Origin of the sequence: Bradyrhizobium sp. S69, assembly GCF_009766005.1 — a bacterium.
Taxonomy (GTDB): Bacteria; Pseudomonadota; Alphaproteobacteria; order Rhizobiales; family Xanthobacteraceae; genus Bradyrhizobium.
Genome location: NZ_LMUK01000024.1, coordinates 23,988 through 49,924, shown reverse-complemented (window position 1 = coordinate 49,924; position 25,937 = coordinate 23,988). Strand labels below are relative to the sequence as shown.

The window sequence follows — 25,937 nt, the reverse complement described above, 5'->3', positions numbered from 1 at the left end:
CCGATGACCGTAATTGATCAAATATATCAAGAAGATAGATCGCCAACGTCGCCGGGCCATCCGCGCATTTTGTCGCTGGCCAACCAGAAGGGCGGCGTCGGCAAGACCACCACGGCGATCAATCTCGGCACCGCGCTGGCGGCGATCGGGGAACGCGTGCTGATCGTCGATCTTGATCCGCAGGGCAACGCCTCCACCGGTCTCGGCATCGATCGCCGCAACCGCAGCGTCTCGACCTATGACGTGCTGATCGGCGAGGCGCCGCTGCGCGATGCGGTGGTCGTGACCGCGGTGCCGCGGCTGCACATCGCGGCCTCGACGATGGATCTGTCCGGCCTCGAACTGGAATTGGGCGCGACGCGCGATCGCGCTTTCCGGCTGCGCGATGCGATTGCCGCCCTCAATACCAACGCCACCGCGGACACCGATTACACCTATGTGCTGATCGATTGTCCGCCGTCGCTCAATCTTCTCACCGTCAATGCGATGGCCGCATCGGATGCGATCCTGGTCCCGCTGCAATGCGAGTTCTTCGCGCTCGAAGGTCTGTCGCAATTGCTGCAGACGGTGGAGCAGGTGCGCTCGACGCTCAATCCCAATCTGTCGATCCACGGCATCGTGCTGACCATGTTCGACTCGCGCAACAATTTGTCGAACCAGGTTGTCGCCGATGTCAGGCAGTTCATGGGCGCCAAAGTCTACAACACCATGATCCCGCGCAATGTGCGCATCTCCGAGGCGCCGTCCTACGGCAAGCCGGTGCTGGTGTACGATCTGAAATGCGTCGGCAGCGAAGCCTATCTCAAGCTGGCGACCGAAGTGATCCAGCGCGAACGCGAGCTGCGCACGCATTGAGCTAACAGCCGTAGGGTGGGCAAAGGCGTCTTCGCCGTGCCCACCATCCCGTGTCGTAGCGTTCTGGTGGGCACGCTTTGCTTTGCCCACGCTGCGATGAAACACAGATTCTAATTCCGGAGTGACGTGCGTGAATCCAAGGGAGCTGGCGATGGCCGACGAAGCGCGTTCGCGACTGGGCCGCGGTCTTGCAAGTCTGATCGGGGATGTCGGCGGCGAGGCCGCGCATCTGGAACGGCCGCGCGCGCAGCGCAAGGTGCCGATCGAATTCATCAAACCGAATCCGCGCAATCCGCGCCGCGAATTTCCCGAAGCCGAGCTCGGCGAGCTCGCCGATTCGATCCGGCAGCATGGCGTGATCCAGCCGATCGTGGTGCGCGCGGTCAAGGGCGCGCAGGACCGTTACGAGATCATCGCCGGGGAGCGCCGCTGGCGCGCCTCGCAGATCGCGGGCCTGCACGAAGTGCCGATCGTGCCGGTCGACATCAGCGACAGCGAAGCGCTCGAGTTCGCGATCGTCGAAAACGTGCAGCGCGAAAATCTCAACGCGATCGACGAGGCGCAGGGCTATCACGCGCTCGCCAATGAATTCAAACGCAGCCAGGAAGACATCGCAAAAGCCGTCGGCAAGAGCCGCAGCCATGTCGCCAACATGATGCGGCTGACGAAACTGCCCGCCGACGTGCAGGCCTATATCGCGTCCGGCCAGTTGTCGGCCGGTCATGCGCGCGCGCTCGTCGGGGTACCAGATCCCGGCGCTGCCGCTAAACGCATTGTCGAGGAAGGCCTCAACGTGCGGCAGGCCGAGGCGCTGGCGCATGTCGAGGGCGTACCGGAGCGCAAACCGCAGAAGCCGCGTGCCGGAGCCAAGGTAAAGGATCCGGACACGATCGCGCTGGAGCAGCGGGTCAGTGACGTACTCGGCCTCAAGGTCAGCGTCGATCACCGCGATCCCGGTGGCACCGTGGTGATCCGCTATCGCGACCTCGATCAACTCGACGAGGTGGTGCAGCGGTTGGAAGCGAAGAGCTGAGGTTGCTCAACCTTGCTCCGCAAGAGCGTCTGTGAAGCTATCGCCGACGTCATCCTGAGGTGCGCGTCGTCTTCGACGCGCCTCGAAGGATGGTGTTCAGCATCGTGCGTGCGGCCGTCCTTCGAGGCTCGCAAGAGCTCGCACCTCAGGATGACGCCGAAATAGCTTCACAGCCGCAAGAGCGGGGCGAGGGAGAAGAAGGCGGCCGACTCTACCCTCGCCGCTTGGCATTCACCGCGATCGACAGCAGCGTGCGTTGCGCGATCACGGCGGCCAATGAGGCTTGCTTGCGCATCTCTAGTGCGGCGACGGCGAGCTGGTCGATGATCCCGACCAGCCGCGTTGCGTTGAAATAGCGCAACGCTGTCTCGACATTGGCCTTCCGCGAAAAATGCAACCGTGGAAAGCCGCTGTCGAGCAATGTCGACACCGGCGTTCCCTCGGCCACCGCGAGCGCGGTTTTATGCAGCCACGCCGCCTGACGCTGGGCTGCCGAAATGATCATGCCGGGATAGGTGCCGGCGACCATCGCCTTGGCGAATTCGGTTTCGACCAGGTCCGGCCGGCCGGCGAACGCGCCATCCACGATCGGATCGATCTTCAGTTCGGAGGCGTCGGCGACCACCGCCATCACGTCCTCGATCGTGATTTCGCCTTGGCCGTGGGCGTAGAGCGTGAGTTTGCGCAATTCGTTGCGCGAGGCCTGACGGTCGCCGCCGAGCAGCGCCGTCAGCGATGCGCGGGCGTCCGCCGCGATGCGCAGACTAGCGACCCGCAATTCATCATCGATCAGTTTTGCCAAATCGCGCTCGCCGTCGGGATAGCAGCCGATCGCAACCGCGGTCTTGGCGCGTTCGCACGCCTTGCGCAGCGGCGATTCCGGCCGCAACTCCCCGGCCTCGATGACGATACGGCAGTCTTTGATTGGCGAATCCGCCAGCGTATCGATGCCGCTGGCGAAGTTGCGGGAGCCGGCGCGGACCCGGATGGCGCGGCGGCCGCCAAACAGCGGCACCGTCATCGCTTCGTCGACCAGCCGCGACGGCTCGGCCGAGAGTTCGTCGCCGTCCAGTCTGACCAGTGAAAACGGATCGTTGGGATCATCGACCGCAGAGGCGAGCAGCGCATCGGCGCGTTCACGCACCAGGCCCGCATCGGGTCCGTAGAGCAGGATGATCGGGCGGCCAGCATCGGGGCGGGCCAGAAAAGCGTCGATCTCTCTTCCGCGAAGCGCGACCAAATCAGGTTCCGGCGTAGAAGAATGCCGCCAACCGGGTCTGGATATGATCCGCGATTTCCTGGGCGGCGCGATCCTCGGCATCACGGTAGGCACGGGCGCGCGAGAAGCGCTGATAGCTGCCCGGGATATCGTAGGAAAGGTGCGAGAACGTCGTGCCGGTCATGACCGATTTGTTGGTCGCGATCTCGATCAGGTTGTACTGCGCGTCGACACCGAAATTCTCGGTGGTGGGCAGTCCGGTGTTCGGATCGACGATCAGGTCGGAACGGCTGCTGGAGAACCTGAGGTCCAGTTTATAGAGCGGCGGGGCGCCAACGGCGTTGCCGTAGAGCTTGAATGCCAGCGCATTGCGGATGGCGACACCGATCCGGGCTTCGCGGGATGCATTAGCCTTGGCCACCGGTGGAAGGTCCACCGTCAGCAATTTCTCGCGCAGGCCCGGCGTTCCGTCGGCGTGCTCGGCATACATCGGCTGGAAGCAGCCCGCCGTCAGCGCCGCGAGGGCGGCGATGGCCAGGAGCCGGACGGCGATGCCAGTTCTAGCCAACGACATTCACGATCCTCTTCGGCACAATGATCACCTTGCGGACGGTCTTGCCGTCCAGGGCCTGTTTTACCGTATCGAGCGCCAAAACGGCAGCCTCAATTTCCGGATTTTGCGCTTGGCTGGCGAGTGTGACCTCGCCGCGCTTCTTGCCGTTGACCTGGACCACCAGCGTTACGGTATCTTCAACCAGCAAATCTCGTTCGATTTTGGGCCAATTGGCCTCCGAAACCAGTCCCCGCTGCCCCAGCACCTGCCAGCACTCCTCGGCCAGATGCGGCATCATCGGCGAGACCAATTGAACCAGGATGACCGCGGCCTCCCGGACCGCCCAGGCCAGGTCGGGGGCGGGCGTAGCTTCGCGTCCCAATATGTCGGCCAGGGCATTGGCGAATTCGCGGATATAGGCCAGGCAGACGTTGAAATGCAGCTTCTCGATGCCGGTCGAGACCTTATCCAGCGCGCCATGGGCAGCCTTGCGAAGCGCCAGCGCGTCGGCTCCGAACGCGGCCGGCCGCGCCGCCGGGGCTGACTTGGCGATATCGGCGGATTCATTGACCAGCCGCCACAGCCGCTGCACGAAACGCGACGCGCCTTGCACGCGTTCGTCGCTCCAGATCACGTCGCGATCCGGTGGTGAATCCGACAGCATGAACCAGCGCGCAACGTCGGCGCCGTAGCTCGCGATGATGTCGTCGGGGTCGACGGTATTCTTCTTCGACTTCGACATCTTCTCGATTGGGCCGACGGTAACGTCTTCGCCGGTTGCCATGAGAACGGCGCGCTTGCCGTTCCCGCCGACCTCGATCTTGACCTCGGCCGGCGTGACGTAGCTGCCGTCGGCCTTTTGGTAGGTCTCGTGCACCACCATGCCCTGGGTGAACATGCCGGCGAACGGCTCCTCCATGCCGATATGTCCGGTGGCCTTCATCGCGCGGATGAAGAAGCGGCTGTACAGCAGATGCAGGATCGCATGCTCGACGCCGCCGATATACTGGTCGACCGGCATCATGCGGTTGACCACGGCGGGCGTGGTCGGCGCGTTTTCGTTCCAGGGATCGGTGAAGCGCGCGAAATACCAGGAAGAATCCACGAAGGTGTCCATGGTGTCGGTTTCACGGACGGCCTTGGCCCCGCATTGCGGACAACTGACGTGCTTCCAGGTCGGATGATGGTCGAGCGCGTTGCCGGGCTTGTCGAACGTGACATCCTCGGGCAGCACCACCGGCAAATCCTTGTCCGGTACCGGAACCACGTCGCAGGTCGGGCAGTGGATCACCGGGATCGGGCAACCCCAATAGCGCTGGCGCGAGATACCCCAGTCGCGCAGGCGGAAGTTCACCTGCCGCTCGGCGACCGGCATGTTGCCGCGTACCGTGGCTTCCAGCCGTTTGGCCACGTCTTGCTTGGCCTGATCGATGGTCATGCCGTCGAGGAAGCGAGAATTGATCATGCGGCCATCACCGTCATAAGCGACGTCGGTGATGACAAAGGTCGAGGGATCCTGACCTTCCGGGCAGACCACCGGCGTCACGCCGAGACCGTATTTGTTGACGAAATCGAGGTCGCGCTGGTCGTGTCCCGGGCAGCCGAAAATCGCCCCGGTGCCGTATTCCATCAGCACGAAATTCGCGACGTAAACCGGCACCTTCCAGTTCTCGTCGAACGGATGGATCGCCCGGATGCCGGTATCGAAACCCAGCTTTTCGGCGGTATCGATGATTTCCTGCGCGGTGCCGATCCGTTTGACGTCGGCGATGAACGCGGCGAGATCAGGATTCTTCGCAGCCGCTGCCTGCGCCAGCGGATGATCGGCCGCGATCGCCATGAACTTGGCGCCGAACAGCGTGTCAGGTCGCGTCGTAAAAATCTTCAGCTCGCTCTCGCCGGCCGGTGAGGTTGCCGGATCGAGCGCAAACCGCACCAGCAGGCCCTCGGAGCGCCCGATCCAGTTGCGCTGCATCAGCCGCACCTTGTCGGGCCAGCGGTCGAGCGTATCGAGCGCGTCCAGCAGCTCCTGCGAGTACTTCGTGATCTTGAAGACCCACTGGTTCATCTCGCGCTGCTCGACCACCGCGCCGGAGCGCCAGCCGCGGCCGTCGATCACCTGCTCGTTGGCCAGCACGGTCATGTCGACCGGGTCCCAGTTGATCTTGCGCTTCTCGCGCTCGGCGAGCCCTGCGCGCAGAAAATCCAGGAACATCTTCTGCTGATGCTTGTAATAAGACGGATCGCAGGTCGCGAATTCCCGCGACCAGTCCAGCGACAGCCCGATCGACTGCAACTGCTTCTTCATCGCGGCGATATTGTCGTAGGTCCACGCCTTGGGCGCGATCTTGCGCTCGATGGCGGCGTTTTCCGCCGGCAGACCAAAGGCATCCCAGCCCATCGGATGCAGCACGTTAAAACCCTTGGCGCGCATGAATCGCGCCAGCACGTCGCCTAGCGTGTAGTTGCGGACGTGCCCGATATGGATGCGCCCGGACGGATAGGGGAACATCTCCAGCACGTAATATTTCGGCCGCGGATCGTCATTTTTGGAGGTGAAGATCGCCTGTTGGTCCCACTGGCGTTGCCAGCGCGGCTCGGATTCGCGTGCGTTGTAGCGTTCGGAGGTCATGAAATCGCAGGACTTTTCGCTGGCCTGGGGCCGGTTTTCGGAGACGGCGGACTAGGCCACAAAAGCGGCTGCGCGGTCAACGGCTTGCAACGACTTGCAAGGACTGGGGCGGCCTGCGCGACCGCCGGTTTCGATCGCTTTATGGCTCCGAGGGAAGCGGTGGCGTCGCTCAGCTCGCCATCGCCATCGAGCCGTCGATATCGGTCACCCGCACGAAGCCGTGCTCGACCACGGCGTTACGGCCGCGATGCTTGGCGGCGTAGAGCGCCGCGTCGGCCGCTTCGATCAAATCGCCCGGCCGCTGGCGTTCGTTGGGCCTGGTGCAGGCGACGCCTACGCTGACGGTGACAATCTGATGGCTCGACGTGCAATGCGGCATCGCGAGGCTCGCGATCACCGAACGCACCTGTTCGCCGATCTCCACCGCACGGGCCGAATCGGTGTTGGGCAACAGCAGGCAGAACTCCTCGCCGCCATACCGCCCGGCAAAACCCATGGTATCGGCCGCGAGCCCGGCCAGCGTTTCGCCGAGTTTCGTGAGACAAGCGTCGCCTTCGGGATGGCCATAGGTGTCGTTGAACAACTTGAAATGATCGACGTCGATCATCAGCAGCGACAGCTCGGCGCCGTGCTGCAAGGCTTTCATCCATTCGAAATCGAGCCGGCTCTGGAAGCCGCGCCGGTTGGCGAGGCCGGACAGCATGTCGATCGAGGCCATCACCGTCAGCCGGTCGTTGGTGGCGACCAATTCGCGTTCGCGCTCGCCAAGCTTGGCCGCCATCGCGTTGAAGGCGCGCGCCAGCGGCACGAATTCGGCCGGCAGCCGGTTGCGCCCCGCGCGTGCCGACCAGTCGCCCTGGCCGAAACGTTTCGCCGTTCCCGCCATGATCTCGATCGGGTGGATGATGAGCTTTTCCGCGGCGACCAGCGCGCCGAGCAGCACGAACAGGCACACGAAGCCGAGTTGCAGATAAGCGGTGCGAATGTCGTGATTGATCGCGGCCGACACCTTGGTTTCGTCAATGCTGACGATCAGGCGCGATTGCGTGCCGGGAATCCGCGCGAAGTTCACCGTGCGTTTCGAACCGTCGGCTGCGACGAATGAGAGCGATCCATCCGCCTGTTCCGAATCGATCGCTTTGTCGGCGATGGCGGACAATAACGGTATGGTGTCGAGCGACCGGCCGACCATGCTGGCTTGATCCGCCGGCGCGGCCATCACGATGCCCGTGCTGTCGATCAGCGCCGCCGAAATGCCGGGACGGCCGCCGAGATTGCTCATGATCTTCGACATCCAGTCGATATTGACGCCGGCGACGATCACGGCGTCGGAATCCTCCCGGATCGCGGATACCGGATAGGCCGCCATCACGATCGGCAGGTCGGTCGCCATCGAGAACAGGAAGTCGCTGAAGACGACGTCGCGCGCATCGCGTGCCTGCTTGAGATAGGCCCGTTTGCTGATATCGAGGCCGACAAGTGAATTCTGCGTCGCGCATTGGACATGGCCATCGCCGCCGACGATCAACAGTGAGCGGATCCACGGCAGGTTGACCGGCAGGCTCGCGCGCAGGATATCGCAACTGCGGCTGACGCCGCCCGCCGATCCGCGAATATAGGCCGCGGATTTCAGCATCGTCTCGACGGACGAGATTACTTCGCGCTGGGTATCGGCGCTGTGCTGCGCTAGTTCCGAAAATTCCTGGGAGGCGAGGGCCAATTGTTTGGCGCGGGCGTCCTCGAGCGAGCGGGCGCGGTCGAGCATCAAGGGAGCCACCAGGATCAGCGCCAGCAACGCCAGCCGCGCACGAATCCCGAGGAGTTTCTTGAGTTTCGCCTGTTTGCGGTTGAAAGTGAAGCGTGACATCTTTAATCCCCGGCCCCAGATGGAACATAGAGGTAAGGGTTCAAGAAGCCTTTCCTGAACTCGGTAAAATTCAACTTACTCCGTAAATCTACGGCGGCAGGCGTCATGGCACCCGAAAAATGACTCCCGAAAATCCCTCAGCGATAACCCGCCCTTTACCAAGCGCGCTGGCCTCGGTAGAGGCCGACATTCTGCGCGCGTGCGTCGAGGCGCGACGCGATCGCGCGTCGGTGACGTTGATCGCGGTGTCCAAGACATTCGACGCTGAGGCGATTACGCCTGTCATCGACGCCGGGCAGCGCGTTTTCGGCGAAAATCGCGTGCAGGAAGCCAAAGCCAAGTGGCCAGGGTTAATGCCGGCCTATCCGGGGCTCGCGTTGCATCTGATCGGGCCGCTGCAATCCAACAAGGCCAAAGAGGCCGTGGCGCTGTTCGATGCGGTCCATTCGGTCGACCGTCCGAGCATTTGCGAAGCGTTAGCCAAGGAAATCAATTCTCAAAAACGGCGGCTGGAATTGTTCGTCCAGCTCAACACCGGCGAGGAGCCGCAGAAAGCGGGCGTCGCGCCGGCCGAGGCGGATGCTTTCATCGCGGCCTGTCGCGAGAAATACGGTTTGGAGATTTCCGGCCTGATGTGCATTCCGCCGGTCGACGAGGCGCCGGCGCCGCATTTCGCGCTGACGGCGAAGATCGCGGCGCGCAACGGGCTGAACAACCTGTCGATGGGCATGAGCGCCGACTTCGCGATCGCGATCCAGTTCGGCGCCACCCATATCCGCGTCGGCTCGGCGATTTTCGGACATCGGTGAGCACGATGTTGCCGTCACCCTGAGAGCCTGTGAAGCTAGCTCTGACGTCATCCTGAGGTGCGCGCACTTTCTTGCGCGCCTCGAAGGATGGCCGCGCGCACTGCGCCGAACAACATCCTTCGAGGCTCGCAAGGGCTCGCACCTCAGGATGACGTCATCAATTGTTGCTAGCTAAATCGCACCGAGACTTTCCCAAGCACGCCGAAATCGGCGGCGAACACGTCGCCTGATTGAATCGGCAGCGGCGGGTGGCAGGTGCCGGTGGTGACGATCTGGCCGGCCCGCAAGGTCACGCCGAGCAGGCTCAATTCATTGGCAAGCCAGGTGAGCGCGATCCGGGGGTCGCCGAGCACGTTCCGGCCATGGCCGATGTATTGTTTGTCGCGCAAGGTGATGACGGATCTTTGCTCGACCAGATCGAGCGCACGCCAGTTCGCAGTGGTCGGCGTGCCCAGCACGAACAGATGCGCGCAGGCATTATCGGCGATGATTTGCGCCGCGCCCGCGCTGACGAAATCCGAAAACCGCGAATCCGGAATCTCGATCGCGGGATGAAGCGTGCCCACCGCGTCGAGCACCTGTTGCACCGTGTAGGGCTGTGACCGCGGCGGCAGGTCCGCCGCCATGCGAAAGGCGAATTCCGGTTCGCCGACACGCATCTCGTTTCCCGCCATCGAGGCGGTGCCGCCATCCGCGATCACCGTCTTGGACAGGATGCGCCCCGCCATCGGGCCGTCGACGTTGATGTGTTTTTGTCCGGCTTCGCTGGTGGCGGCGATCTTCCATCCGAACAGATGGCCGGCCCTGCCATGTTCGATGGCCGCCTGGATCGCGTAACCTTCGGCGCGATCGCGCGGGCGAAGCGAAGCCTCTAGCGCGTCAAGTTTCGTTCCCTGGCGCCAGTGATCCCGCAAGGTAGCCGATGCCGCCGCGATCTGATCTTGATCAAGCATGGTTCTGATTTCCCCGGATGGTCAGGCGATCACGATCCTGGTTTGCGGACCCAGCCGCTCCAGCAACCGCAGCATCGCCTGACGTGTCATCGAGACGCAGCCGGCGGTTGGCGAAAAATCTCTCCGCGCCAGATGCAGGAACACGGCGCTGCCACGGCCGGCGATGCGCGGCGAGCTGTTGTGGTCGATTTCGACGATGAAATCATAGAGGTGATCTTCGCGCGTGAGGCGGTCGCCGCCGCAATCCCGATCCAGCCGCAGCGGCTGGTTATAATGGCGGCTTAAGGGGTCTTCGCACCAGGCGTCTTCGGGCCGGATGGCGCGTATGGGCAAGAAGGTGCGCGGGCGGGGATAACGATCGGCCCGCCACCATAGCCGGCGCGGCCGGAAGACGCCTCTCGGCGTCGCCCCATCGCCTTCCCGCTTGTTGGCCTTGATGCCGCCGCGGCCCAAGGCGACGGGTACCGTCTTTGGCCCGATGGTCAGCCATCCCCGTTGCGGGTTACCGGCGGCAGCGCTCACCCGGATCGCCGCGAGAGGGCCGTCCGCCAGCAGCCCATCGGAAGAGAATATCACAGAAACCATTGAAGACGCTTGTCTTTCTATAGGAAGCCAGCCTTTTTCGAGACCGCCGGATGGAGAGAACGGCGCATAGCCGCCATTACAGGACATTCATCTAAATGCCTGCGAGTTCTGGAGTAGACTGCCTTACTGCTTGTGAATCCGTAACAGGCCCCTACTTCAAGACGAAACTACACGTACGAATCAAGCTTCGCCCGCCCAAGAAGCTTCCCGCCGCCGACTCGGCCGAAGGCGTTTCGGCTCCAGAGGATGTTACGACATGGCCAATGCCCGCAAAATTCTGATCGTGGATGACGATACCGACCTGCGCGACACGCTGGTCGAGCAGTTGTCGCTGCACGAGGAATTTGAAGCCTCCGCGGTCGATACGGGCGCCAAGGGTGCGACCGCTGCCAAGGCCAATGCCCCGGATCTGGTGCTGATGGACGTGGGCTTGCCGGATACCGACGGCCGCGAGGTCGTCCGCAGCCTGCGCAAGGGTGGCTTCAAGGCCCCGATCATCATGCTGACCGGGCACGACACCGATTCGGACACCATTCTCGGACTTGAATCGGGCGCCAATGACTATGTCGCCAAGCCGTTCCGTTTCGCGGTGCTGCTGGCGCGGATCAGGGCCCAGCTGCGCCAGCATGAAGCCAGCGAAGATGCGGTGTTTTCGGTCGGTCCCTACAGCTTCCGACCCGGCTCCAAGATGCTGACCGGCGCCAATGCCCGAAAAGTACGGCTGACCGAGAAGGAAACCGCGATCCTGCGTTTCCTGTACCGGGCCGGCCAATTGCCGGTGTCGCGCGAAACCCTGCTGCAGGAAGTCTGGGGCTATAATTCGGGCGTCACCACCCACACCCTGGAAACCCATATCTACCGTCTGCGGCAGAAGATCGAGAAGGACGCCGCCAACCCGGAGATCCTGGTAACGGAAGCCGGTGGCTACAAGCTGGTGCCGTGATACGATTCGGGCAGCGATTCGCGATTAGCGCGGCCCGATCACCGGTTTTAGATGTCGATCGAAGATGATGTTGCCTTGTTCGAGCGCGTCCCGACAATGCGCCTGTTGGGGACGGCTTCTCTGCGGATGCTTGCGATCGGCTCCGAGCAGCGCGACTTCGCGCGCGGCGATCTCTTGTTCACGGCGGGCGATGCCGCCGACGCCGGATTTATCGTTCAGCGCGGGGCGTTTCGCATCGAGGATGGCAACGGCGCCGAAATCGTCGCGGGTCCCGGCACGCTGATCGGCGAGCTTGCGCTGGTGGTGGCGATGCCGCGGCCGTCCACCGCGACCGCGCTGGAATATTCCTCGGTGGTCCGAGTCTCCCGCAGCCTGTTTCAGCGCGTGCTTGAAAGCGACCCGGTCGCCGCGCGCCGGCTGCGTGACGAGTTCGCCAACCGCACCAGCCAGATCGCCAGCGATATCCTGATGGCCGGCGCGAAGCTGAGCAGCTAGACGCAAAGTAAAGCAGACACTTTCCTGTTCGTCCCGGCGAAGGAGCTTGTCTCGGACGTCATCCCCGGGACGAACGCAATTGCGTTCGCCCGTGAGGTGCGAGCTCTTGCGAGCCTCGAAGGATGGCCGCAAGCACGACGCTGAACACCATCCTTCGAGACGCGGCGAAGACGCCGCTCCTCACGGGCGAACGCTCCGCGTTCGTCCCGGGGATGACGGTTCCGGTGTGTCGCGGCATCCTTCGCGGGACGACAAAAACCTACACTTCCAGTGTCACCGTCACCGGCACATGATCGGACGGCCGCTCCCAGCTACGGGCGTCGCGGGTGATCTTGAAGTCGCTGACGCCGTCCTTCAGCGCGCGCGAGACCCAGATGTGATCGAGCCTTCGGCCCCGGTCGCCGACGGTCCAGTCGGCGGCACGGTAGCTCCACCAAGTATAGACTTTTTCCGAGAGCGGGATGCGGTCGCGGGCGACGTCGATCCATTCGCCGCTGGCCTGTGCGGCCAACAGCTTCTCGCATTCGATCGGCGTGTGCGACACCACTTTCAGCAGTTGCTTGTGCGACCAGACATCGTTCTCATGCGGCGCCACGTTGAGATCGCCGACCAGGATATGCCGGTCGTCGCCGTGCGGATGCAAAGGCTCGCACGCCTTCATCTCATCGAGGAATTGCAGCTTGTGCTCGAATTTCGGATTGAGCGCGGGATCCGGAATATCGCCCCCGGCGGGGACGTAGAAATTATGCAGCACCAGCGGCTTTGCGAGCTGCGCTTTGGCGCCGAATTCGACAGAGATATGGCGTGAATCGATCTTGTCGCAAAAGGTTCTGATGTTGGTATTCTCGAACGGCAGCTTCGAGATCACCGCGACGCCGTGATAACCCTTCTGCCCGTTCAGCGCGACGTGCTCATAGCCGAGCCGCTTGAACCGCTTGAGCGGGAAGGCGTCGTCGATGCATTTGGTTTCCTGCAGGCACAGGATTTCCGGCCGCGTCGATTTGAGGAATTTGGCGACGAGATCGATGCGCAGCCGCACCGAATTGATATTCCACGTGGTCAGGGAAATGCGCATCGGGCTGATGTATCAGGACATCATCGGAAAGACACGCTGATCCGTCGCGACGTTCGCGAAAGGATTCAGCCCGGCGAGGTCGGGTAAACCGTGAAGTCGATCTTGAACAGGCCGGGATCGACCTTCTTGGTCGTATCCAGATTGTAGACCGCGACCGTGGTGTCATAGCCCTGCGGATCGGTCACCGTCCACTGCTTGAGCTGGCCGTCCTTGGCGCCGAGCATCAGCATCAGGCGGCTGGTGCCGATCAGCGTCTGCCGTTCCTCGATGGTGACGCTGACGTACAAATCGTCCGCCGTCACGCTGACGACGTTGGTGTCCCGCATCAGATCGATGCGGTCCGACAGCAAATACCGCAGCGGCGTTTGCGACAGCGGGTAGATGTCCTGGGTCGCCAGCTTGCGGTCACGCACCGCGACCGCCGATCCATCCGCGATGATCTCGATCGGGCTCGGCGTGTCATATTCGAAACGCACCTTGCCGGGCTTCTGGATGTAGAATTCGCCGCGGGTCTTGCTGCCGTCGGGCCCGACCTGCACGAAATTTCCGACCAGCGTCGACAGCGACGACAGATAGGCGCTGACCCTGGCGGCTTGCGCCTTTTGATTGGCGTCGAAGGTGGCGAAGATACTGGCCGGCACATTGCGGCGCGGATCCGGAATCACAGGCTCCGGCGGCTGGGTTGTTCCCGTTGTCAGCGGACCGCGTTGGCCGTCCGATGCGCTCAACTGGACGTCGCGACCTTTTGGCGCAGGCTTCGGCACCGGCACGTTCTGCGCGGAAGACGGCACCACGATGCACAGCATGGAAGCCGCCATCAGCAACGCCACGCCGGCGTGCAGGCCGGTGTGCAAGCCGGTCTGTATGCCGCGGTTCGCAAGTGGCTTTGTCATCGGAAGTTTCGGAGCTCTATTCAATGAGTCGTCCCGTTAGGCCCCAAGGCCACTAGTTAGGTCCGTTTTATCGTAGTTTCGGTCGACGCGGCTATCGTTTTTCCGTGAGAATATAATTTCAACGGCGGCAATTTTTTGCAATTTCCTGGGCTTCTTAGAAGCCACTTTCCTCTTCCTCGACCAAAATCTCGCGCTTGCCGGCATGATTGGCCTGTCCAACGATGCCTTCCAGTTCCATCCGCTCCATCAGCGAGGCGGCGCGGTTGTAGCCGATCTGCAGCCGGCGCTGGATGTAGCTGGTGGAAGCCTTGCGGTCGCGTTTGACGATCGCCACCGCTTGCGAGAACAGGTCGCCGCCACCCTCGGCGCCCATGGCGGTGCCATCGAACACCGCGTTGCCGTCTTCGTCGGTTGGTTCTTCCGCGGTGACCGCCTCGAGATATTCCGGCTGGCCTTGCGTCTTGAGATGACGCACGACTTTCTCGACTTCTTCGTCCGAGACAAAGGGTCCGTGCACGCGGCTGATGCGGCCGCCGCCGGCCATATAGAGCATGTCGCCTTGGCCGAGCAGCTGTTCGGCACCCATTTCGCCGAGGATGGTGCGGCTGTCGATCTTGGAGGTGACCTGAAACGAGATGCGGGTCGGGAAATTCGCCTTGATGGTGCCGGTGATGACGTCGACCGACGGCCGCTGCGTCGCCAGAATGACATGCAGGCCGGCGGCGCGGGCCATCTGTGCCAGACGCTGCACCGCGCCTTCGATATCCTTGCCGGCGACCATCATCAGGTCGGCCATTTCGTCGACGATGATGACGATGTAGGGCAGCGGCTCGAGATCGAGCTTTTCTTCCTCGTAGATCGCCTTGCCGGTCTCCTTGTCGAAGCCGGTATGAACCGTGCGCGTCGGTTCCTCGCCCTTGGCCTTGGCTTCGAGCAGGCGCTGATTATAGCCATCGATGTTGCGCACACCGAGCTTGGACATTTTCTTGTAGCGCTCTTCCATCTCGCGCACCGCCCATTTCAGTGCGACCACCGCTTTCTTCGGATCGGTCACGACCGGCGTCAGAAGATGCGGGATGCCGTCATAGACGGAGAGTTCGAGCATTTTCGGATCGACCATGATCAGGCGGCACTGGTCCGGGCGCAGCCGGTAGACCAGGCTCAGGATCATGGTGTTGATGGCGACCGATTTGCCGGAGCCGGTGGTGCCGGCGATCAGCATATGCGGGGTTCGCGCCAGATCGATGATGATGGATTCGCCGCCGATGTTCTTGCCGAGGCACAGCGGCAGCTTGGCAACCGACTCGTCCTTTACCGAGAGCAATTCACGCAGATAAACTTTTTCGCGATGCGCGTTGGGCAGCTCGATGCCGATGGCATTGCGGCCGGGAACCACGGCGACACGCGCCGAGAGCGCGCTCATCGAGCGCGCGATGTCGTCGGCAAGGCCAATGACGCGGGATGATTTGATGCCGGGCGCGGGCTCGAGCTCATACAAGGTCACGACCGGCCCCGGATTGGCCTTGACGATCTCGCCGCGCACGCCGAAATCCCCGAGCACGCCTTCCAGCGCGCGCGAGTTGCTCTCCAGTTCGGATTTGCTGAGCGGCTGGCGATCGGAAGCCTTCGGCGCGGTCAGCACCGATACCGAGGGCAGTTCGAACTTGCCGGCGGATTTGCGCGCGGGTGCCTGCGGCGCTGCTTTCTTGCGCGGCGCGCGGGCGGCCGGCGCCTCCTCCTCCTCCTCGTCGGCGTCTTCGTCGTCGAAATCTTGTTCCGCCTGCGGGGCCAGGGATGGCGCGGCGCGGCCGCCCAGATTGGGTTCCTGACGTTCGAACGCGGAGGCATTTTTCGCCGGTGCGCTGGCGACCAGTGAGCTATAGGCCCGCGAGAACATCCATCCGAGCCGCGCCTTGGCGCTCATCGCGGCATGGAACAGCCATCCCAGCGAGACCGAGCCGCGATCGTCCTCTTCCTCGACGAACGGCGCGTCGTCATCCTCGATCGATGCCGCTTCTTCTTCGTACGGACGGGAGCCGAGGCCGCAGGCAATCAGGAACGTCGCGATCATGGCTGTGCCAAGCGCGATGCCATAAATGAGGCGGTAGAGGAAGCCGGGCGTCCCCAGCACCATCGCTGGTGCCCGCAGCAACGCGTCGCCGACCACGCCACCCAATCCGGTGGGCAGCGGCCATGCGCCGCCATGCGGCCAGCAGCTGACAAAGCCCGCGGAAGCGACCGTGCACAATATCCAGCACGCGATCCGCAGCGCTTCGCGATCGAAGGCGCGATGGGTCAGCATACGCCAGCCCCACACCGCGACCGGGAGAACCAGCATGATGGCGCCGAGGCCGATGATCTGCATCAACAGATCAGCGCCGATCGCGCCGGGATAACCGACGACGTTATGAATTGCGCGCGAGGTCGCATGACTCAGGCTCGGATCCTGCACCGACCACGTCATCAGGGCGGCCGCCGCCACGCCGGACAGCGCGATCAGGCCCAGCCCTGTGCATTCACGTAAGCGCCGGGCCAGCGCCTCGCGGATCGACGCCGGCAAATGGCCGACCAGGGGAATGACGCGTTCGATCGCCGGCATGCTCATGGGGCCCCGCGATTAATCCAAAATCTCGACCAGCCGGTGCAACGCCTCGGCTGTGCTCTCGCCGTCGGCGACCAGCGCCAGACGAATGTAACCGGCGCCGGGATTGCTGCCGTCGGGCTGTTGCCGCGCCAGATAACTTCCGGGCACCACGCGCACGCCGGCCTCCTTGTATAGTTTCACGGTCGCGGCTTCGTCGCCGCCATGGGCCGATACGTCGAGCCAGACGCAGAAGCCGCCGGCGGGCCGCACATAGCCATAGCGGTTGCCGAGGATCTGGTCGGCCAGATCGAACTTGATGCGATAGAGCCTGCGGTTCTCCTCGACATGCGCCTCGTCGCTATAGGCGGCGACCGCGACATGCTGCAGCGGCACCGGCACCTGGGGCGCCGCGACATTGCGCAGTTCGTGAAACAGGCCGAGGAACTTTTTGTCGCCGGCGGCGAAGCCGACCCGCATGCCCGGCAGGTTCGAGCGCTTCGACAGCGATTGAAACGCGACCACGTTGGTAAAATCAGGTCCGGCGGATTCCAGCGCGCTGCCGGGCGCCTGCTTGGTATAGATCTCGGAATAGCATTCGTCGCTCAGGATCATGAAGCCGAAGCGGTCGGCGAGTTGCTTCAAGCGGCCGAAATAGCCGCGCGACGCCACCGCGCCTTGCGGGTTGGCCGGCGAGGCAATGAAGATCGCGACGGTGCGCGCCAGCGTCGCGTCATCGAGCTGGTCAAGATCCGGCAGGAAGCCGTTGGCGGGCGTGGTCGGCAGATAGATGGTCTCGCAATCCGCGGCGCGGGCGCCGGCGCCATAGGCCGGATAAAACGGATTGGGCACCAGGATCGCAGGCCGGCCCTTGCGCTCGCCGACATAGCGCGCCGCCGTGATCGCCGCGAAGAACAGACCCTCGCGGCTGCCATTCAGCACCAGAAGCTCGCTTTCAGGGTCGATCGGCCGCGGAAGATCGAATCGGCTGGACAGCCAGTTCGACGCCGCCCGCCGGAACGGCTCGATGCCCTTGGCGATCGGATAGCGGCCGAAATCGCCAATGTGCTTGGCCAAGACGGGCGCGACAAACGCCGGTACCGGATGCTGCGGCTCGCCCAACGATAGCGTAATCAACGGCTTAGCCGGTTGGTAGGGCGCCAAAAGCTCGGTCAACCGCGCGAATGGCGAGCGCTCGCTGTCCTGGCTGCCGGTGCCTTGCGGCGTGCGGGATGAAGCGGTCATTGCCATAGATGAGATGCCAGCCCCTTGCGGCCGCCGGTCGCCCCTTGTGACCGGCCAAAAATGGATCAAATCACCATAGATACGGCGAGGTTAAGACGCGATTAACCATCGACGGAAGGGTCGAATTTGCCAAGGTTCCCGGGATAATTCGTAGCCTGGACGGAGCCTATGGGCGGCGCGAATGCTCATCCTTCCGCTCTACGACGGCTGTCGCACCCCCGGCAGCCTCACCTCGCTCGAGAAAATGTCAGCGGCGCGAGGCCCCCGAATTTCCAGGCTACCGCTCTCGGCCAAGGCCTTAACCCGAGCGGATAGAAAAACGTCGTGAGTTTGAATGATCCAATCATCCATGGCCATCGTCGAGCCGATAGCTCTCGCTGCCTTTTGCCAATGGTCGGTCACAAAAGACATCAACAGCCCGTCGAAAAACGAAATTGGCGCCGACACAAGCCGGCCGCCGTCGATAACCCGAAGTGGTGCGTTTTCCGAACGGAGCTGTTGCCAGAGGCCGAGATACTCGCGTCGCTGGCTTATTTGCAAAGGCTCAGCCAAATCCCAGAGCTTGTCGCTGCAAATTTTGTCGTGATGAAGCAGACCGAGACTCACCGCGGGGCGCGGCGGTCGGGGTGGGCCGTGCTCCGGACGGTGCGAGACCGTGACGTCGGTCAGATCAACGACCTCGCACGGGGCGTCGCCTAGCCGCCACAACCAATCAAGAAAGCCGGCATATTCCATCGCGGATCGGCGCGTCAGCCACGCGATCTTGCGACAATCAGGGAGCCGCGCCTCGTCGTACGCGCGTTCTGACCCAGCCGAACGATCCTTCCAGTCTGTCTGGCCGAGTTCATTCTCAACCCATTTGGCGCGAGAGGACGCGTCGCCGGGATTGATAGGTCCGAAGCTCAGGTCATCGTAGGAAGCGATGACACGATCGTCTCGGCCAGCCTTCCTCAATGCCTGAACCAGGCAGCCTGCGCCCGAGGGCGTGAAAACGAAGTGAAGCACGGCCTGCGCCATCGCTCGTCCTCCAAAGAGGAAGTTCTGATGACATTTGCGAAACGCCGCGTCTACTCAAGTTCGACCGGAATCGCTATTGGTGGGTACGCCCCGATCCCGGCCACGTCTCGGCAAGATACCCGGTCTACAGAGTTTCGCGCCTATCTTGCGTCCCTCGCTGGTCAAATAACCATGAACGAGGACACATAACGTCAGAATGTTGATTTCGAGGGCCGGACGAACAAGCTCGTCTCGCTATTCCAGATACGGCGTCAGCACATCTTCGATCCATTTCATGAATGCGCGGACCCGGCGCGACAGATTGCTCCGATGTGCGACGACGAGGGACACGGCGAGCGCCCGGCGACGAAAATCGGGTATGATCTCCACAAGCGCTCCAGCCTCTAAGTATCGGCCAATCCCTAGGAGTGGCGCCTGAATCAGGCCAAGGCCGGCGAGGGCCGCGGCTTCGTAGGTCTGCGCGCTGTTGACGTGCAACGCACCTTGCAACTGAAGCGTCGCGTAGCCGTCGCCGTCCGGATATTCCCATCCATAGGGTCTTGCGCCCAGCATCGTCGAAAAATGAATGGTCCGATGCTGCTGACGCTGGAGATCTTCCAGCGATCGAGGGACGCCGTAGCGCGCCAGATAGGCGGGACTGGCAGCGTTGACCATGCGCAACTGGCCCAGTGGGCGGGCAATCAGCGTCTCGTCCCCTATGGGTCCAAGCCGCAATACACAGTCGAAACCTTCTTGAACCAGATCGACTTGCCGATCGGTACTCGACACCTCCAGCTCCAACTCGGGGTGGGCCGCCATGAAATCCGGCAAGGCCGGTACGATCGTTGTGCGCGCCACCTCGGCCGGAAGATCGACCCGTAAACGCCCGCGAAGTGCCACGCGATCGCCTGCGAACATCGAGTGCAGGTCATCGACTTCAGCAAGCAGATCGCGGGCACGGGCATGAAATACCCGGCCGTCTTCCGTCAACTGCACGCTACGCGTCGTCCGGTGCAGAAGCCTGACACCGACATCTTCTTCCAGCTTCCGGACCGCCGTTGAGGCTCTTCCCTTCTGAATGCCCAGGCTCTCGGCTGCGTGGGTGAAGCTCCCCATTTCCGCGACCGTGATGAAAATCAGGATGGGTTCGAGATTCTGCATTTTCGCGCCCCCGGTATTGTTCAGCTCAAAGAGAACAGTGAGTTCAATTCCGAGGTGTTTATCATGCCTGCGAGATACAGTAAGCCTCGAAATCGGGGGCCCACCAGGAGAACGACAGATGTCCGAAACTATGAACCTGCATCAACTGCCTGAAACCATGACCCTGCATCGCGCCCTGTGGGCCGGCCGGATAATGAGCGCGTTTGTCGTTATCACCCTGGTGGCAGATGGGACTATTCAGCTTTTCGCGCCGGCACAGATTGCGAGCGTGTTGCAGGAAACCGGGTTCGCGATGGACCTGACCCGTATCGTGGGTCCGATCATACTCGCCTGCGCCATCCTTTACGCCATTCCGGCCACCGCCGTCCTCGGCGCGATCCTGGTGACTGGCTTTCTCGGAGGCGCGATCTGCGCCCATGTCCGCATCGGTGAGTTGGGGTCGCCGCCGGAACTCATTTCCCTGCTTCTGGGCGCGATGACTTGGGGCGGCCTCTATCTGCGCGACCCCCGTATCCGGGCCATTCTGCCGCTCATCCATTGAACCAACCGGGCATTGTTCTGTCCCTCTAGATCAGGAGAAAACACATGTTTTTGGTATTGGGAATCACGGGAAAAGTTGGCGGCGCAACGGCAAAACATCTGTTGGCGCGAGGCAAGCAGGTACGCGCGCTCGTCCGCAATCGCGAGAAGGCGGCTAACTGGGCGAACCAGGGCGTGGAACTGGTAGACGGCGATTGGAATGATTCGGCAGCCATCGAGCAGGCGCTCAAAGGCGTTGAAGGCGCGTTTGTCATGTTGCCGGCTGTCTGGGCTCCCTCGCCCGATTACAAAGAAGCAAAGGGCGTGATTGCGAACTATGTCCAGGCGCTCACCAAGGCAGCGCCGCCGCGCGTGGTTGCGCTCTCGTCGATGGGGGCGAACAGAACCAGCGGGCTCGGGATGATCACGGCGCTGTCGCTTCTCGAGCAAGGGTTTCGCAACCTGACATCCCCAATCGCATTTGTGCGCGCAGGCGGATTTTTCGAAAACTTCCTTTACGGCCTGCACGTCGCCCAGGGCGGCACGCTTCCCGTCTACTACAACCCGACCAACCGGAAATCGACCATGGTTGCGACGAACGACATCGGCGCCGAGGTGGCGACGCTGTTGACCGGGCCGACGTGGTCGGGGCAGCGAGTCATCGAGCTCGGTTCGATGGTCACCGCGGATGAAGTCGCGGAGCAATTGGGTGAAGTCCTGAATCTCGACGTCAAAGCCTTTGCCGTCCCGCGGGCCGGTTGGCCGGCAGCGTTCGAGCAGTTCGGCATCCCGAAGGGCCACACCGGACCGGCTGAAGCGATGTACGAGGCCGTCAACGCGGGCTGGATGGACCTCGGCGTCGCGGGCACGGAGCACGTCGCCGGCACGACGTCCCCCCGCGATGTCTTCGCGGCGGCTCGGAAAGCCGCCACGGCGTAGGTCCGCGGATCAGCGATGAGATGCGACTTTCGGACCTGCTCCGGAAATTCGCATCTCCTTCGGAATGAATGCGTCGCGGCCGGCCGTTTCTTGGCGCGACCATCACCGATGTGTATCGCGATCCCGGCAGAGAGGCTGAAACAGCCCCGCTTCCTTGTGAACCGCGGCGTTCACACCAAGAAAGATCGAGGTCGAATATGAAGGTTCTTGTTTTGGGTGCAACGGGTGGAACTGGACGGCTGATCGTCCACGAAGCCCTAGTTAAGGGTCATTCCGTCGTGGCGCTGGTTCGCTCGAAGGCGCGCGCCCCCGATCTCCCGGGAGCAGACGTGATCGAGGGCGATGTTCGCGACGAAGGCCACCTCACGCGCGCCTTGGACGGTTGCGATGCCGTCGTCAGCTCGCTGGGGACAGGCCTTAGCCCCTTCAGCGAGGTCAGCCTGCTGACCGAAGCGACACGCGCGCTGGTTCCGGCGATGACGCGCAGCGGCGTGCGCCGTCTGGTCTGCATCTCCGCTCTGGGGGTCGCGGACAGCCGCGGCCACGGCGGCTTCGTGTTCGACCGGCTCTTCCTGCCCTTGCTGCTTCGTCATGCCTACAAGGACAAGGGCCGCCAGGAAGCAGCGATCCGCGCCAGCTCACTCGATTGGATCATAGTCCGGCCCGCCATGCTCACCAATAATCCGGCTCGTGGGAGCCTCAGGGCCGTCGCCGACCTCGCAGGCGTCAGCGGCGGCAAGATAGCGCGCGCCGATGTCGCTCGGTTCGTGGTGGAGCAACTGGCGACCGACACCTGGTTGAGGCGGACACCCGTCATCCTGTGGTGAAGGGTGGTCTCACGAGCCAATGAGTTCGTGACCGTGGACGACAAACTTTGCCCCTCCCCGCAAAAAGAAAGGGGCTCCAACTTGCGCTGGAGCCCCTCGACGGTTCAGGCATTGCCGGGTATGTGCCCGAACCGTAGTTCTGGGCGCGATCCCGTGAGATCGCGCCCCGGGAGAGCTTACATATTGTAGGCGCGCTCGCCGTGATCGGAGATGTCGAGACCCTCGCGCTCCTCCTCCACGGTCGGACGCAGACCGACGATGATGTCGACCAGCTTGTAGAGAATCGCCGAACCGATACCCGACCAGAGCAACGTTGCTCCGACCGCCTTGCCCTGCGCGATCATCTGGGTGACGAAATCGTAGGTGCCGGCATTGTTTCCGGTGATGTTGGTGTAGTCGGTGATGCCGACGCCACCGAGGGCGGGATTGACCAGAATGCCGGTGCCGAGCGCACCGATGATTCCGCCGATGCAGTGGACGCCGAATACGTCGAGCGCGTCGTCATAGCCGAGCGCGTTCTTCACGGTGGAGACGAAGAACAGGCAGACCGGAGAGACGACGAGGCCGAGCACCAGAGCGCCGATCGGACCGGCGAAGCCGGAAGCCGGCGTGACCGCGACCAGGCCTGCGACCGCGCCGGAGCAGATGCCCAGCAACGAGGGCTTGCCCTTGACGATCCATTCGGAGAGCAACCAGGAGAGCGCTGCGCCCGCGGTGGCCACCATGGTGTTGACGAAGGCCAGCGCCGTGACGCCGTTGGCTTCGAGGTTCGATCCGGCGTTGAAGCCGAACCAGCCCACCCACAGCAACGAGGCGCCGATCATGGTCATGGTGAGGGAGTGCGGAGCCATCAGGTCCTTGCCGTAGCCGGTGCGCTTGCCGATGATCAGCGCGCCCACCAGACCGGCGATGCCGGCATTGATGTGCACGACCGTACCGCCGGCGAAGTCGAGAGCGCCTGCGCCGGCGAGCCAGCCGACAGCACCCGTGACTTCATCGAGCTTGGCCTGGGCCGCGGTCTTGGCCGCACCATCCGCCGCGGCGGCGAGCGCCTTGGCAGCAGCTGCGACGTCATCCGGAGCGGCGACATACCAAACCCAATGCGCGATCGGGAAGTAGATGAAGGTGACCCACAGCAGGATGAACAGCATCACGGCCGAGAATTTGATGCGTTCGGCGAAGGCGCCGACGATCAAGGCCGGGGTGATCATCGCGAACGTCATCTGGAACACGAAGTAAGCGAGTTCCGGAATGACAACGCCGTTCGAGAACGTCGCCGCCGTCGAGTTCGAGTCGATGCCGTGCATGAAGGCCTTGGTGAAGCCGCCGATGTAGGGCGTCATGCTGCCGCCGTCGCCGAAGGCGAGGGAGTAGCCGTAAAGCGTCCACACCACGCCAACCATGGCGACGATCGCGAACACCTGGGTCAGCACGGAGGCCATGTTCTTGGTGCGGACGAGGCCGCCATAGAACAGTGCGAGGCCGGGGACCGACATCATCAGAACCAGCGCGCTGGATACGAGCATCCAGGCGGTATCACCTTTGTTGGGAACAGCGGCGGCCGCGGCGGGAGCCGCTGCCGCTGCGTCAGCCGCGGGTGCAGCAGCAGTCTGGGCGATCGCCGCGTCGGCGAAGCCTACGGCGCAAAGCGCTCCGATTGCGAGGACTGCCCATCCCGCGGGGGTGGGACGTGTGAACGTCATTGATTTTACTCCTGCTTGAATTTTATGTTGAGCGTGAAATCAGAGTGCAGCGGCATCGGCCTCGCCGGTGCGGATACGAACCGCATGGTCGAGGTTGATGACGAAGATCTTGCCGTCGCCGATCTGTCCGGTTTTTGCAGCGGACGTGATGGCGTCGATGGTCTTGTCGACCTGATCGGAGGCGATCGCGACCTCGATCTTGATCTTGGGCAGGAAGCTCACCGCGTATTCAGCGCCGCGGTAGATTTCCGTGTGGCCCTTCTGCCGCCCATATCCTTTGACTTCCGTCACCGTGAGACCGTGAACGCCAATGGCGGTCAGGGCATCGCGGACTTCCTCGAGCTTGAATGGCTTGATGATCGCCATAACAATTTTCATAGGTTCCTATCCCCGCTTGGGCCCGGTCCAGACGTGACCGGGCGTTCTCGACTGAGGTTCACCACGCGAGAGAGTTCACTACGCGGGCACAGCCAGCCCTATAGAATCAAATGCCGTGCCAGATCGGGCGCGTTGCCTAACGGACTATGAACGCGGGTGTTTTCGAACTTTGCGGGAAAAGGGCGCAACTGCGCTATTCGGTCGCGCCCAAAACCTAATCACACCTGATTAAAATGAAGGCGTGACAGGCTGTCGACATAATCGTGCCCACGGGAAGGGCAGATAAAAGGTATTATAGTAAGTATTTTACTGCAAAGCCTCGCCGTGCTGCGAGATATCGAGGCCTTCCATCTCATGCTCCCTGGAAACCCGTAGCGGTACGAAGGCGCTGACGAGCTTGAGCAGCACGAAGGTCATCCCGGCCGACCACACCAGGGTAACGGCGACGCCATAAAACTGGATCAGCAATTGCTGCGGGTTACCCTCGATCAGGCCGGAGACCCCGCCGATCGCGGCGGTGGCAAATACCCCGGTCAACAGCGTCCCGATCAATCCACCGACGCCGTGGACCCCGAACACGTCGAGCGAATCGTCATAACGGAAGCGATGCTTCAGCCAGGTGCATGCCCAGAAGCACACCAGGCCCGCGGTCACGCCGATCACGATGCCTTCCAAGGGTGTAACGAAGCCGGAGGCCGGCGTAATCGTTCCAAGGCCCGCGACGGCGCCGGAGATCATGCCGAGCACGGATGGCTTGCGCCGGATCGACCATTCGAGCCCGCCCCAGGTCAGCGCGCCGGCGCAGGCCGCGAGGTGGGTCGCGATGATCGCCATCACCGCGCGCGAATTGGCGCCCAGCGCCGATCCGCCATTGAAGCCGAACCAGCCGACCCACAATAATCCGGTGCCGACCACCGCGAGCGACAAATCGAACGGTGACAGATTCTCGGTGCCATAGCCGTGGCGCCGGCCGAGGACCTTCGCCGCCACCAATCCGCCGATGCCGGCGGAAAGATGCACCACGAGGCCGCCGGCAAAATCCAGCACGCCCATCGTACCGAGAAAACCGCCGCCCCAAATCCAGTGCGCGAGCGGAACATAGACCAGGATGAACCAGCCGATCGAGAACAGCAAATAGGCCGAGAATCGCATCCGGTCGGCGACCGAGCCCGCCACCAGCGCCACGGTAATGATCGCAAACGTCATCTGGTAGAGCATGAACAGCGCTTCCGGAATGGTCTTGGCGGCGGGGTTGACGCTATCCAGCGTCATGCCGGCCAGAAACCAGCGATCGAGCGTTCCAAGCCATGGACCATCGCCGACGAACACCAGCGAATAGCCGAACGCGACCCACAGAATCGAAATCATGGTGACGGCTGAAAGGCTCTGCGCCATCGTCGCCAGCACGTTCTTCTTGCGCACCATGCCGGAATAGAACAGCGCCAGTCCCGGTATCGTCATCATCAGCACGAGTGCCGTCGCAACGATCATCCAGGCCGTGTCGGCGCCGCTGATGGAATTGGATTGCGCGAACGCCGGTGTCGCAAGGATCGTCACAAGTCCGATCGGCGCAGCCAGCTTCGCTGCGCGACACCAAAGTGCCCCCATGGTATTTCCTCTGGCCGGCGATGTCTGTTGATCGCGCCCGGCGTCGTTGCGGGATGCGATGAGTTGCG

23 protein-coding genes are annotated in these 25,937 nt (G+C 62.7%); 8 read left to right on the top strand and 15 right to left on the bottom strand.

Going from position 1 to position 25,937, the window contains the following annotated elements; all coding sequences use genetic code 11:
* Positions 1-3: 3 nt before the first annotated feature.
* Both GSQ88_RS08020 and GSQ88_RS08015 read left to right on the top strand, forming a co-directional pair.
* Complete coding sequence (locus GSQ88_RS08020) at positions 4-855, top strand: ParA family protein (protein WP_159006886.1); 852 nt, start codon at positions 4-6, stop codon at positions 853-855.
* A 151-nt stretch (positions 856-1,006) separates the two neighbouring features.
* Entirely contained in the window at positions 1,007-1,888 is an 882-nt protein-coding gene (locus GSQ88_RS08015) for a ParB/RepB/Spo0J family partition protein (RefSeq protein WP_159006884.1), read from the top strand.
* A 211-nt stretch (positions 1,889-2,099) separates the two neighbouring features.
* On the opposite strand, the gene holA is transcribed toward GSQ88_RS08015, so the two are convergent.
* From holA to GSQ88_RS07995, 4 genes are all read right to left on the bottom strand, one after another.
* The gene (gene holA / locus GSQ88_RS08010) at positions 2,100-3,128 is read right to left on the bottom strand and encodes a DNA polymerase III subunit delta (RefSeq protein ID WP_159006882.1); all 1,029 of its coding nucleotides are present in this window, start codon (positions 3,126-3,128) and stop codon (positions 2,100-2,102) included.
* A 1-nt stretch (position 3,129) separates the two neighbouring features.
* Positions 3,130-3,681 carry an LPS assembly lipoprotein LptE gene (lptE, locus tag GSQ88_RS08005; RefSeq protein WP_159006880.1) on the bottom strand — a complete coding sequence of 184 codons (552 nt, stop codon included), beginning with the start codon at positions 3,679-3,681 and terminating at the stop codon, positions 3,130-3,132.
* A complete protein-coding gene (gene leuS / locus GSQ88_RS08000) occupies positions 3,668-6,292 on the bottom strand; it encodes a leucine--tRNA ligase (protein ID WP_159006878.1) in 2,625 nt (874 codons plus the stop codon). The genes lptE and leuS overlap by 14 nt, the downstream gene beginning before the upstream one ends.
* A 169-nt stretch (positions 6,293-6,461) precedes the next feature.
* Positions 6,462-8,159 (bottom strand): diguanylate cyclase domain-containing protein, encoded by a 1,698-nt coding sequence (locus GSQ88_RS07995; RefSeq protein WP_159006876.1) that lies wholly within the window; start codon positions 8,157-8,159, stop codon positions 6,462-6,464.
* Between the two features lie 119 nt (positions 8,160-8,278).
* Between GSQ88_RS07995 and GSQ88_RS07990 the strand changes: the two genes are divergently transcribed.
* Entirely contained in the window at positions 8,279-8,968 is a 690-nt protein-coding gene (locus GSQ88_RS07990; RefSeq protein WP_159006874.1) for a YggS family pyridoxal phosphate-dependent enzyme, read from the top strand.
* A gap of 167 nt (positions 8,969-9,135) precedes the next feature.
* On the opposite strand, the gene GSQ88_RS07985 is transcribed toward GSQ88_RS07990, so the two are convergent.
* Both GSQ88_RS07985 and GSQ88_RS07980 read right to left on the bottom strand, forming a co-directional pair.
* Complete coding sequence (locus GSQ88_RS07985) at positions 9,136-9,921, bottom strand: 2-keto-4-pentenoate hydratase (protein ID WP_159006872.1); 786 nt, start codon at positions 9,919-9,921, stop codon at positions 9,136-9,138.
* Positions 9,922-9,942: 21 nt separating this feature from the next.
* Positions 9,943-10,506 (bottom strand): L,D-transpeptidase family protein, encoded by a 564-nt coding sequence (locus tag GSQ88_RS07980; RefSeq protein WP_159006870.1) that lies wholly within the window; start codon positions 10,504-10,506, stop codon positions 9,943-9,945.
* Positions 10,507-10,762: 256 nt separating this feature from the next.
* On the opposite strand from GSQ88_RS07980, the gene GSQ88_RS07975 reads away from it, so the two are divergent.
* Both GSQ88_RS07975 and GSQ88_RS07970 read left to right on the top strand, forming a co-directional pair.
* A complete protein-coding gene (locus tag GSQ88_RS07975; protein WP_159006868.1) occupies positions 10,763-11,449 on the top strand; it encodes a response regulator transcription factor in 687 nt (228 codons plus the stop codon).
* Positions 11,450-11,500: 51 nt separating this feature from the next.
* Complete coding sequence (locus GSQ88_RS07970; RefSeq protein ID WP_159006866.1) at positions 11,501-11,944, top strand: cyclic nucleotide-binding domain-containing protein; 444 nt, start codon at positions 11,501-11,503, stop codon at positions 11,942-11,944.
* A gap of 259 nt (positions 11,945-12,203) precedes the next feature.
* On the opposite strand, the gene GSQ88_RS07965 is transcribed toward GSQ88_RS07970, so the two are convergent.
* From GSQ88_RS07965 to GSQ88_RS07940, 6 genes are all read right to left on the bottom strand, one after another.
* Complete coding sequence (locus tag GSQ88_RS07965) at positions 12,204-13,019, bottom strand: exodeoxyribonuclease III (RefSeq protein WP_159006864.1); 816 nt, start codon at positions 13,017-13,019, stop codon at positions 12,204-12,206.
* A 65-nt stretch (positions 13,020-13,084) separates the two neighbouring features.
* The gene (locus GSQ88_RS07960; protein ID WP_174247953.1) at positions 13,085-13,912 is read right to left on the bottom strand and encodes an outer membrane lipoprotein carrier protein LolA; all 828 of its coding nucleotides are present in this window, start codon (positions 13,910-13,912) and stop codon (positions 13,085-13,087) included.
* Positions 13,913-14,066: 154 nt separating this feature from the next.
* The gene (locus tag GSQ88_RS07955; protein ID WP_159006862.1) at positions 14,067-16,517 is read right to left on the bottom strand and encodes a DNA translocase FtsK; all 2,451 of its coding nucleotides are present in this window, start codon (positions 16,515-16,517) and stop codon (positions 14,067-14,069) included.
* Between the two features lie 12 nt (positions 16,518-16,529).
* The gene (locus GSQ88_RS07950) at positions 16,530-17,744 is read right to left on the bottom strand and encodes an aminotransferase class I/II-fold pyridoxal phosphate-dependent enzyme (protein ID WP_159006861.1); all 1,215 of its coding nucleotides are present in this window, start codon (positions 17,742-17,744) and stop codon (positions 16,530-16,532) included.
* A gap of 192 nt (positions 17,745-17,936) precedes the next feature.
* Complete coding sequence (locus tag GSQ88_RS07945) at positions 17,937-18,755, bottom strand: DUF3658 domain-containing protein (protein WP_159006859.1); 819 nt, start codon at positions 18,753-18,755, stop codon at positions 17,937-17,939.
* 234 nt (positions 18,756-18,989) lie between these two features.
* Positions 18,990-19,895: a LysR substrate-binding domain-containing protein gene (locus tag GSQ88_RS07940; RefSeq protein ID WP_159006857.1), complete on the bottom strand. Its 906-nt coding sequence runs from the start codon at positions 19,893-19,895 to the stop codon at positions 18,990-18,992.
* Positions 19,896-20,013: 118 nt separating this feature from the next.
* On the opposite strand from GSQ88_RS07940, the gene GSQ88_RS07935 reads away from it, so the two are divergent.
* The 3 genes from GSQ88_RS07935 (at position 20,014) to GSQ88_RS07925 (ending at position 22,180) form a co-directional block, all read left to right on the top strand.
* A complete protein-coding gene (locus tag GSQ88_RS07935) occupies positions 20,014-20,436 on the top strand; it encodes a DoxX family protein (RefSeq protein ID WP_159006855.1) in 423 nt (140 codons plus the stop codon).
* A gap of 44 nt (positions 20,437-20,480) precedes the next feature.
* Positions 20,481-21,353, top strand: coding sequence for an NmrA family NAD(P)-binding protein (locus GSQ88_RS07930; protein WP_159006853.1), 873 nt, complete (start codon positions 20,481-20,483; stop codon positions 21,351-21,353).
* Positions 21,354-21,550: 197 nt separating this feature from the next.
* On the top strand, positions 21,551-22,180 hold the full coding sequence (locus GSQ88_RS07925; protein WP_159006851.1) for an NAD(P)-dependent oxidoreductase: 630 nt from the start codon (positions 21,551-21,553) through the stop codon (positions 22,178-22,180).
* Positions 22,181-22,356: 176 nt separating this feature from the next.
* Here the strand turns inward: GSQ88_RS07925 and GSQ88_RS07920 are convergent, their stop codons facing one another.
* The 3 genes from GSQ88_RS07920 to GSQ88_RS07910 all read right to left on the bottom strand — a co-directional run bounded on the left by GSQ88_RS07920 (position 22,357) and on the right by GSQ88_RS07910 (position 25,869).
* Positions 22,357-23,883 (bottom strand): ammonium transporter, encoded by a 1,527-nt coding sequence (locus GSQ88_RS07920; protein WP_159006850.1) that lies wholly within the window; start codon positions 23,881-23,883, stop codon positions 22,357-22,359.
* Positions 23,884-23,922: 39 nt separating this feature from the next.
* Positions 23,923-24,261 (bottom strand): P-II family nitrogen regulator, encoded by a 339-nt coding sequence (locus tag GSQ88_RS07915; protein WP_028348349.1) that lies wholly within the window; start codon positions 24,259-24,261, stop codon positions 23,923-23,925.
* Between the two features lie 306 nt (positions 24,262-24,567).
* Positions 24,568-25,869, bottom strand: coding sequence for an ammonium transporter (locus GSQ88_RS07910; RefSeq protein ID WP_159006849.1), 1,302 nt, complete (start codon positions 25,867-25,869; stop codon positions 24,568-24,570).
* Positions 25,870-25,937: the final 68 nt, after the last annotated feature.

Excerpts from the sequence above, each read along its gene's own strand:
- GSQ88_RS08020 (WP_159006886.1), top strand. The coding sequence starts at position 4 with ATGACCGTAATTGATCAAATATATCAAGAAGATAGATCGCCAACGTCG.
- GSQ88_RS08015 (WP_159006884.1), top strand. The coding sequence starts at position 1,007 with ATGGCCGACGAAGCGCGTTCGCGACTGGGCCGCGGTCTTGCAAGTCTG.
- lptE (WP_159006880.1), bottom strand. The coding sequence starts at position 3,681 with ATGTCGTTGGCTAGAACTGGCATCGCCGTCCGGCTCCTGGCCATCGCC.
- leuS (WP_159006878.1), bottom strand. The coding sequence starts at position 6,292 with ATGACCTCCGAACGCTACAACGCACGCGAATCCGAGCCGCGCTGGCAA.
- GSQ88_RS07995 (WP_159006876.1), bottom strand. The coding sequence starts at position 8,159 with ATGTCACGCTTCACTTTCAACCGCAAACAGGCGAAACTCAAGAAACTC.
- GSQ88_RS07990 (WP_159006874.1), top strand. The coding sequence starts at position 8,279 with ATGACTCCCGAAAATCCCTCAGCGATAACCCGCCCTTTACCAAGCGCG.
- GSQ88_RS07985 (WP_159006872.1), bottom strand. The coding sequence starts at position 9,921 with ATGCTTGATCAAGATCAGATCGCGGCGGCATCGGCTACCTTGCGGGAT.
- GSQ88_RS07980 (WP_159006870.1), bottom strand. The coding sequence starts at position 10,506 with ATGGTTTCTGTGATATTCTCTTCCGATGGGCTGCTGGCGGACGGCCCT.
- GSQ88_RS07975 (WP_159006868.1), top strand. The coding sequence starts at position 10,763 with ATGGCCAATGCCCGCAAAATTCTGATCGTGGATGACGATACCGACCTG.
- GSQ88_RS07970 (WP_159006866.1), top strand. The coding sequence starts at position 11,501 with ATGTCGATCGAAGATGATGTTGCCTTGTTCGAGCGCGTCCCGACAATG.
- GSQ88_RS07965 (WP_159006864.1), bottom strand. The coding sequence starts at position 13,019 with ATGCGCATTTCCCTGACCACGTGGAATATCAATTCGGTGCGGCTGCGC.
- GSQ88_RS07960 (WP_174247953.1), bottom strand. The coding sequence starts at position 13,912 with ATGACAAAGCCACTTGCGAACCGCGGCATACAGACCGGCTTGCACACC.
- GSQ88_RS07955 (WP_159006862.1), bottom strand. The coding sequence starts at position 16,517 with ATGAGCATGCCGGCGATCGAACGCGTCATTCCCCTGGTCGGCCATTTG.
- GSQ88_RS07950 (WP_159006861.1), bottom strand. The coding sequence starts at position 17,744 with ATGGCAATGACCGCTTCATCCCGCACGCCGCAAGGCACCGGCAGCCAG.
- GSQ88_RS07945 (WP_159006859.1), bottom strand. The coding sequence starts at position 18,755 with ATGGCGCAGGCCGTGCTTCACTTCGTTTTCACGCCCTCGGGCGCAGGC.
- GSQ88_RS07940 (WP_159006857.1), bottom strand. The coding sequence starts at position 19,895 with ATGCAGAATCTCGAACCCATCCTGATTTTCATCACGGTCGCGGAAATG.
- GSQ88_RS07935 (WP_159006855.1), top strand. The coding sequence starts at position 20,014 with ATGTCCGAAACTATGAACCTGCATCAACTGCCTGAAACCATGACCCTG.
- GSQ88_RS07930 (WP_159006853.1), top strand. The coding sequence starts at position 20,481 with ATGTTTTTGGTATTGGGAATCACGGGAAAAGTTGGCGGCGCAACGGCA.
- GSQ88_RS07925 (WP_159006851.1), top strand. The coding sequence starts at position 21,551 with ATGAAGGTTCTTGTTTTGGGTGCAACGGGTGGAACTGGACGGCTGATC.
- GSQ88_RS07920 (WP_159006850.1), bottom strand. The coding sequence starts at position 23,883 with ATGACGTTCACACGTCCCACCCCCGCGGGATGGGCAGTCCTCGCAATC.
- GSQ88_RS07915 (WP_028348349.1), bottom strand. The coding sequence starts at position 24,261 with ATGAAAATTGTTATGGCGATCATCAAGCCATTCAAGCTCGAGGAAGTC.
- GSQ88_RS07910 (WP_159006849.1), bottom strand. The coding sequence starts at position 25,869 with ATGGGGGCACTTTGGTGTCGCGCAGCGAAGCTGGCTGCGCCGATCGGA.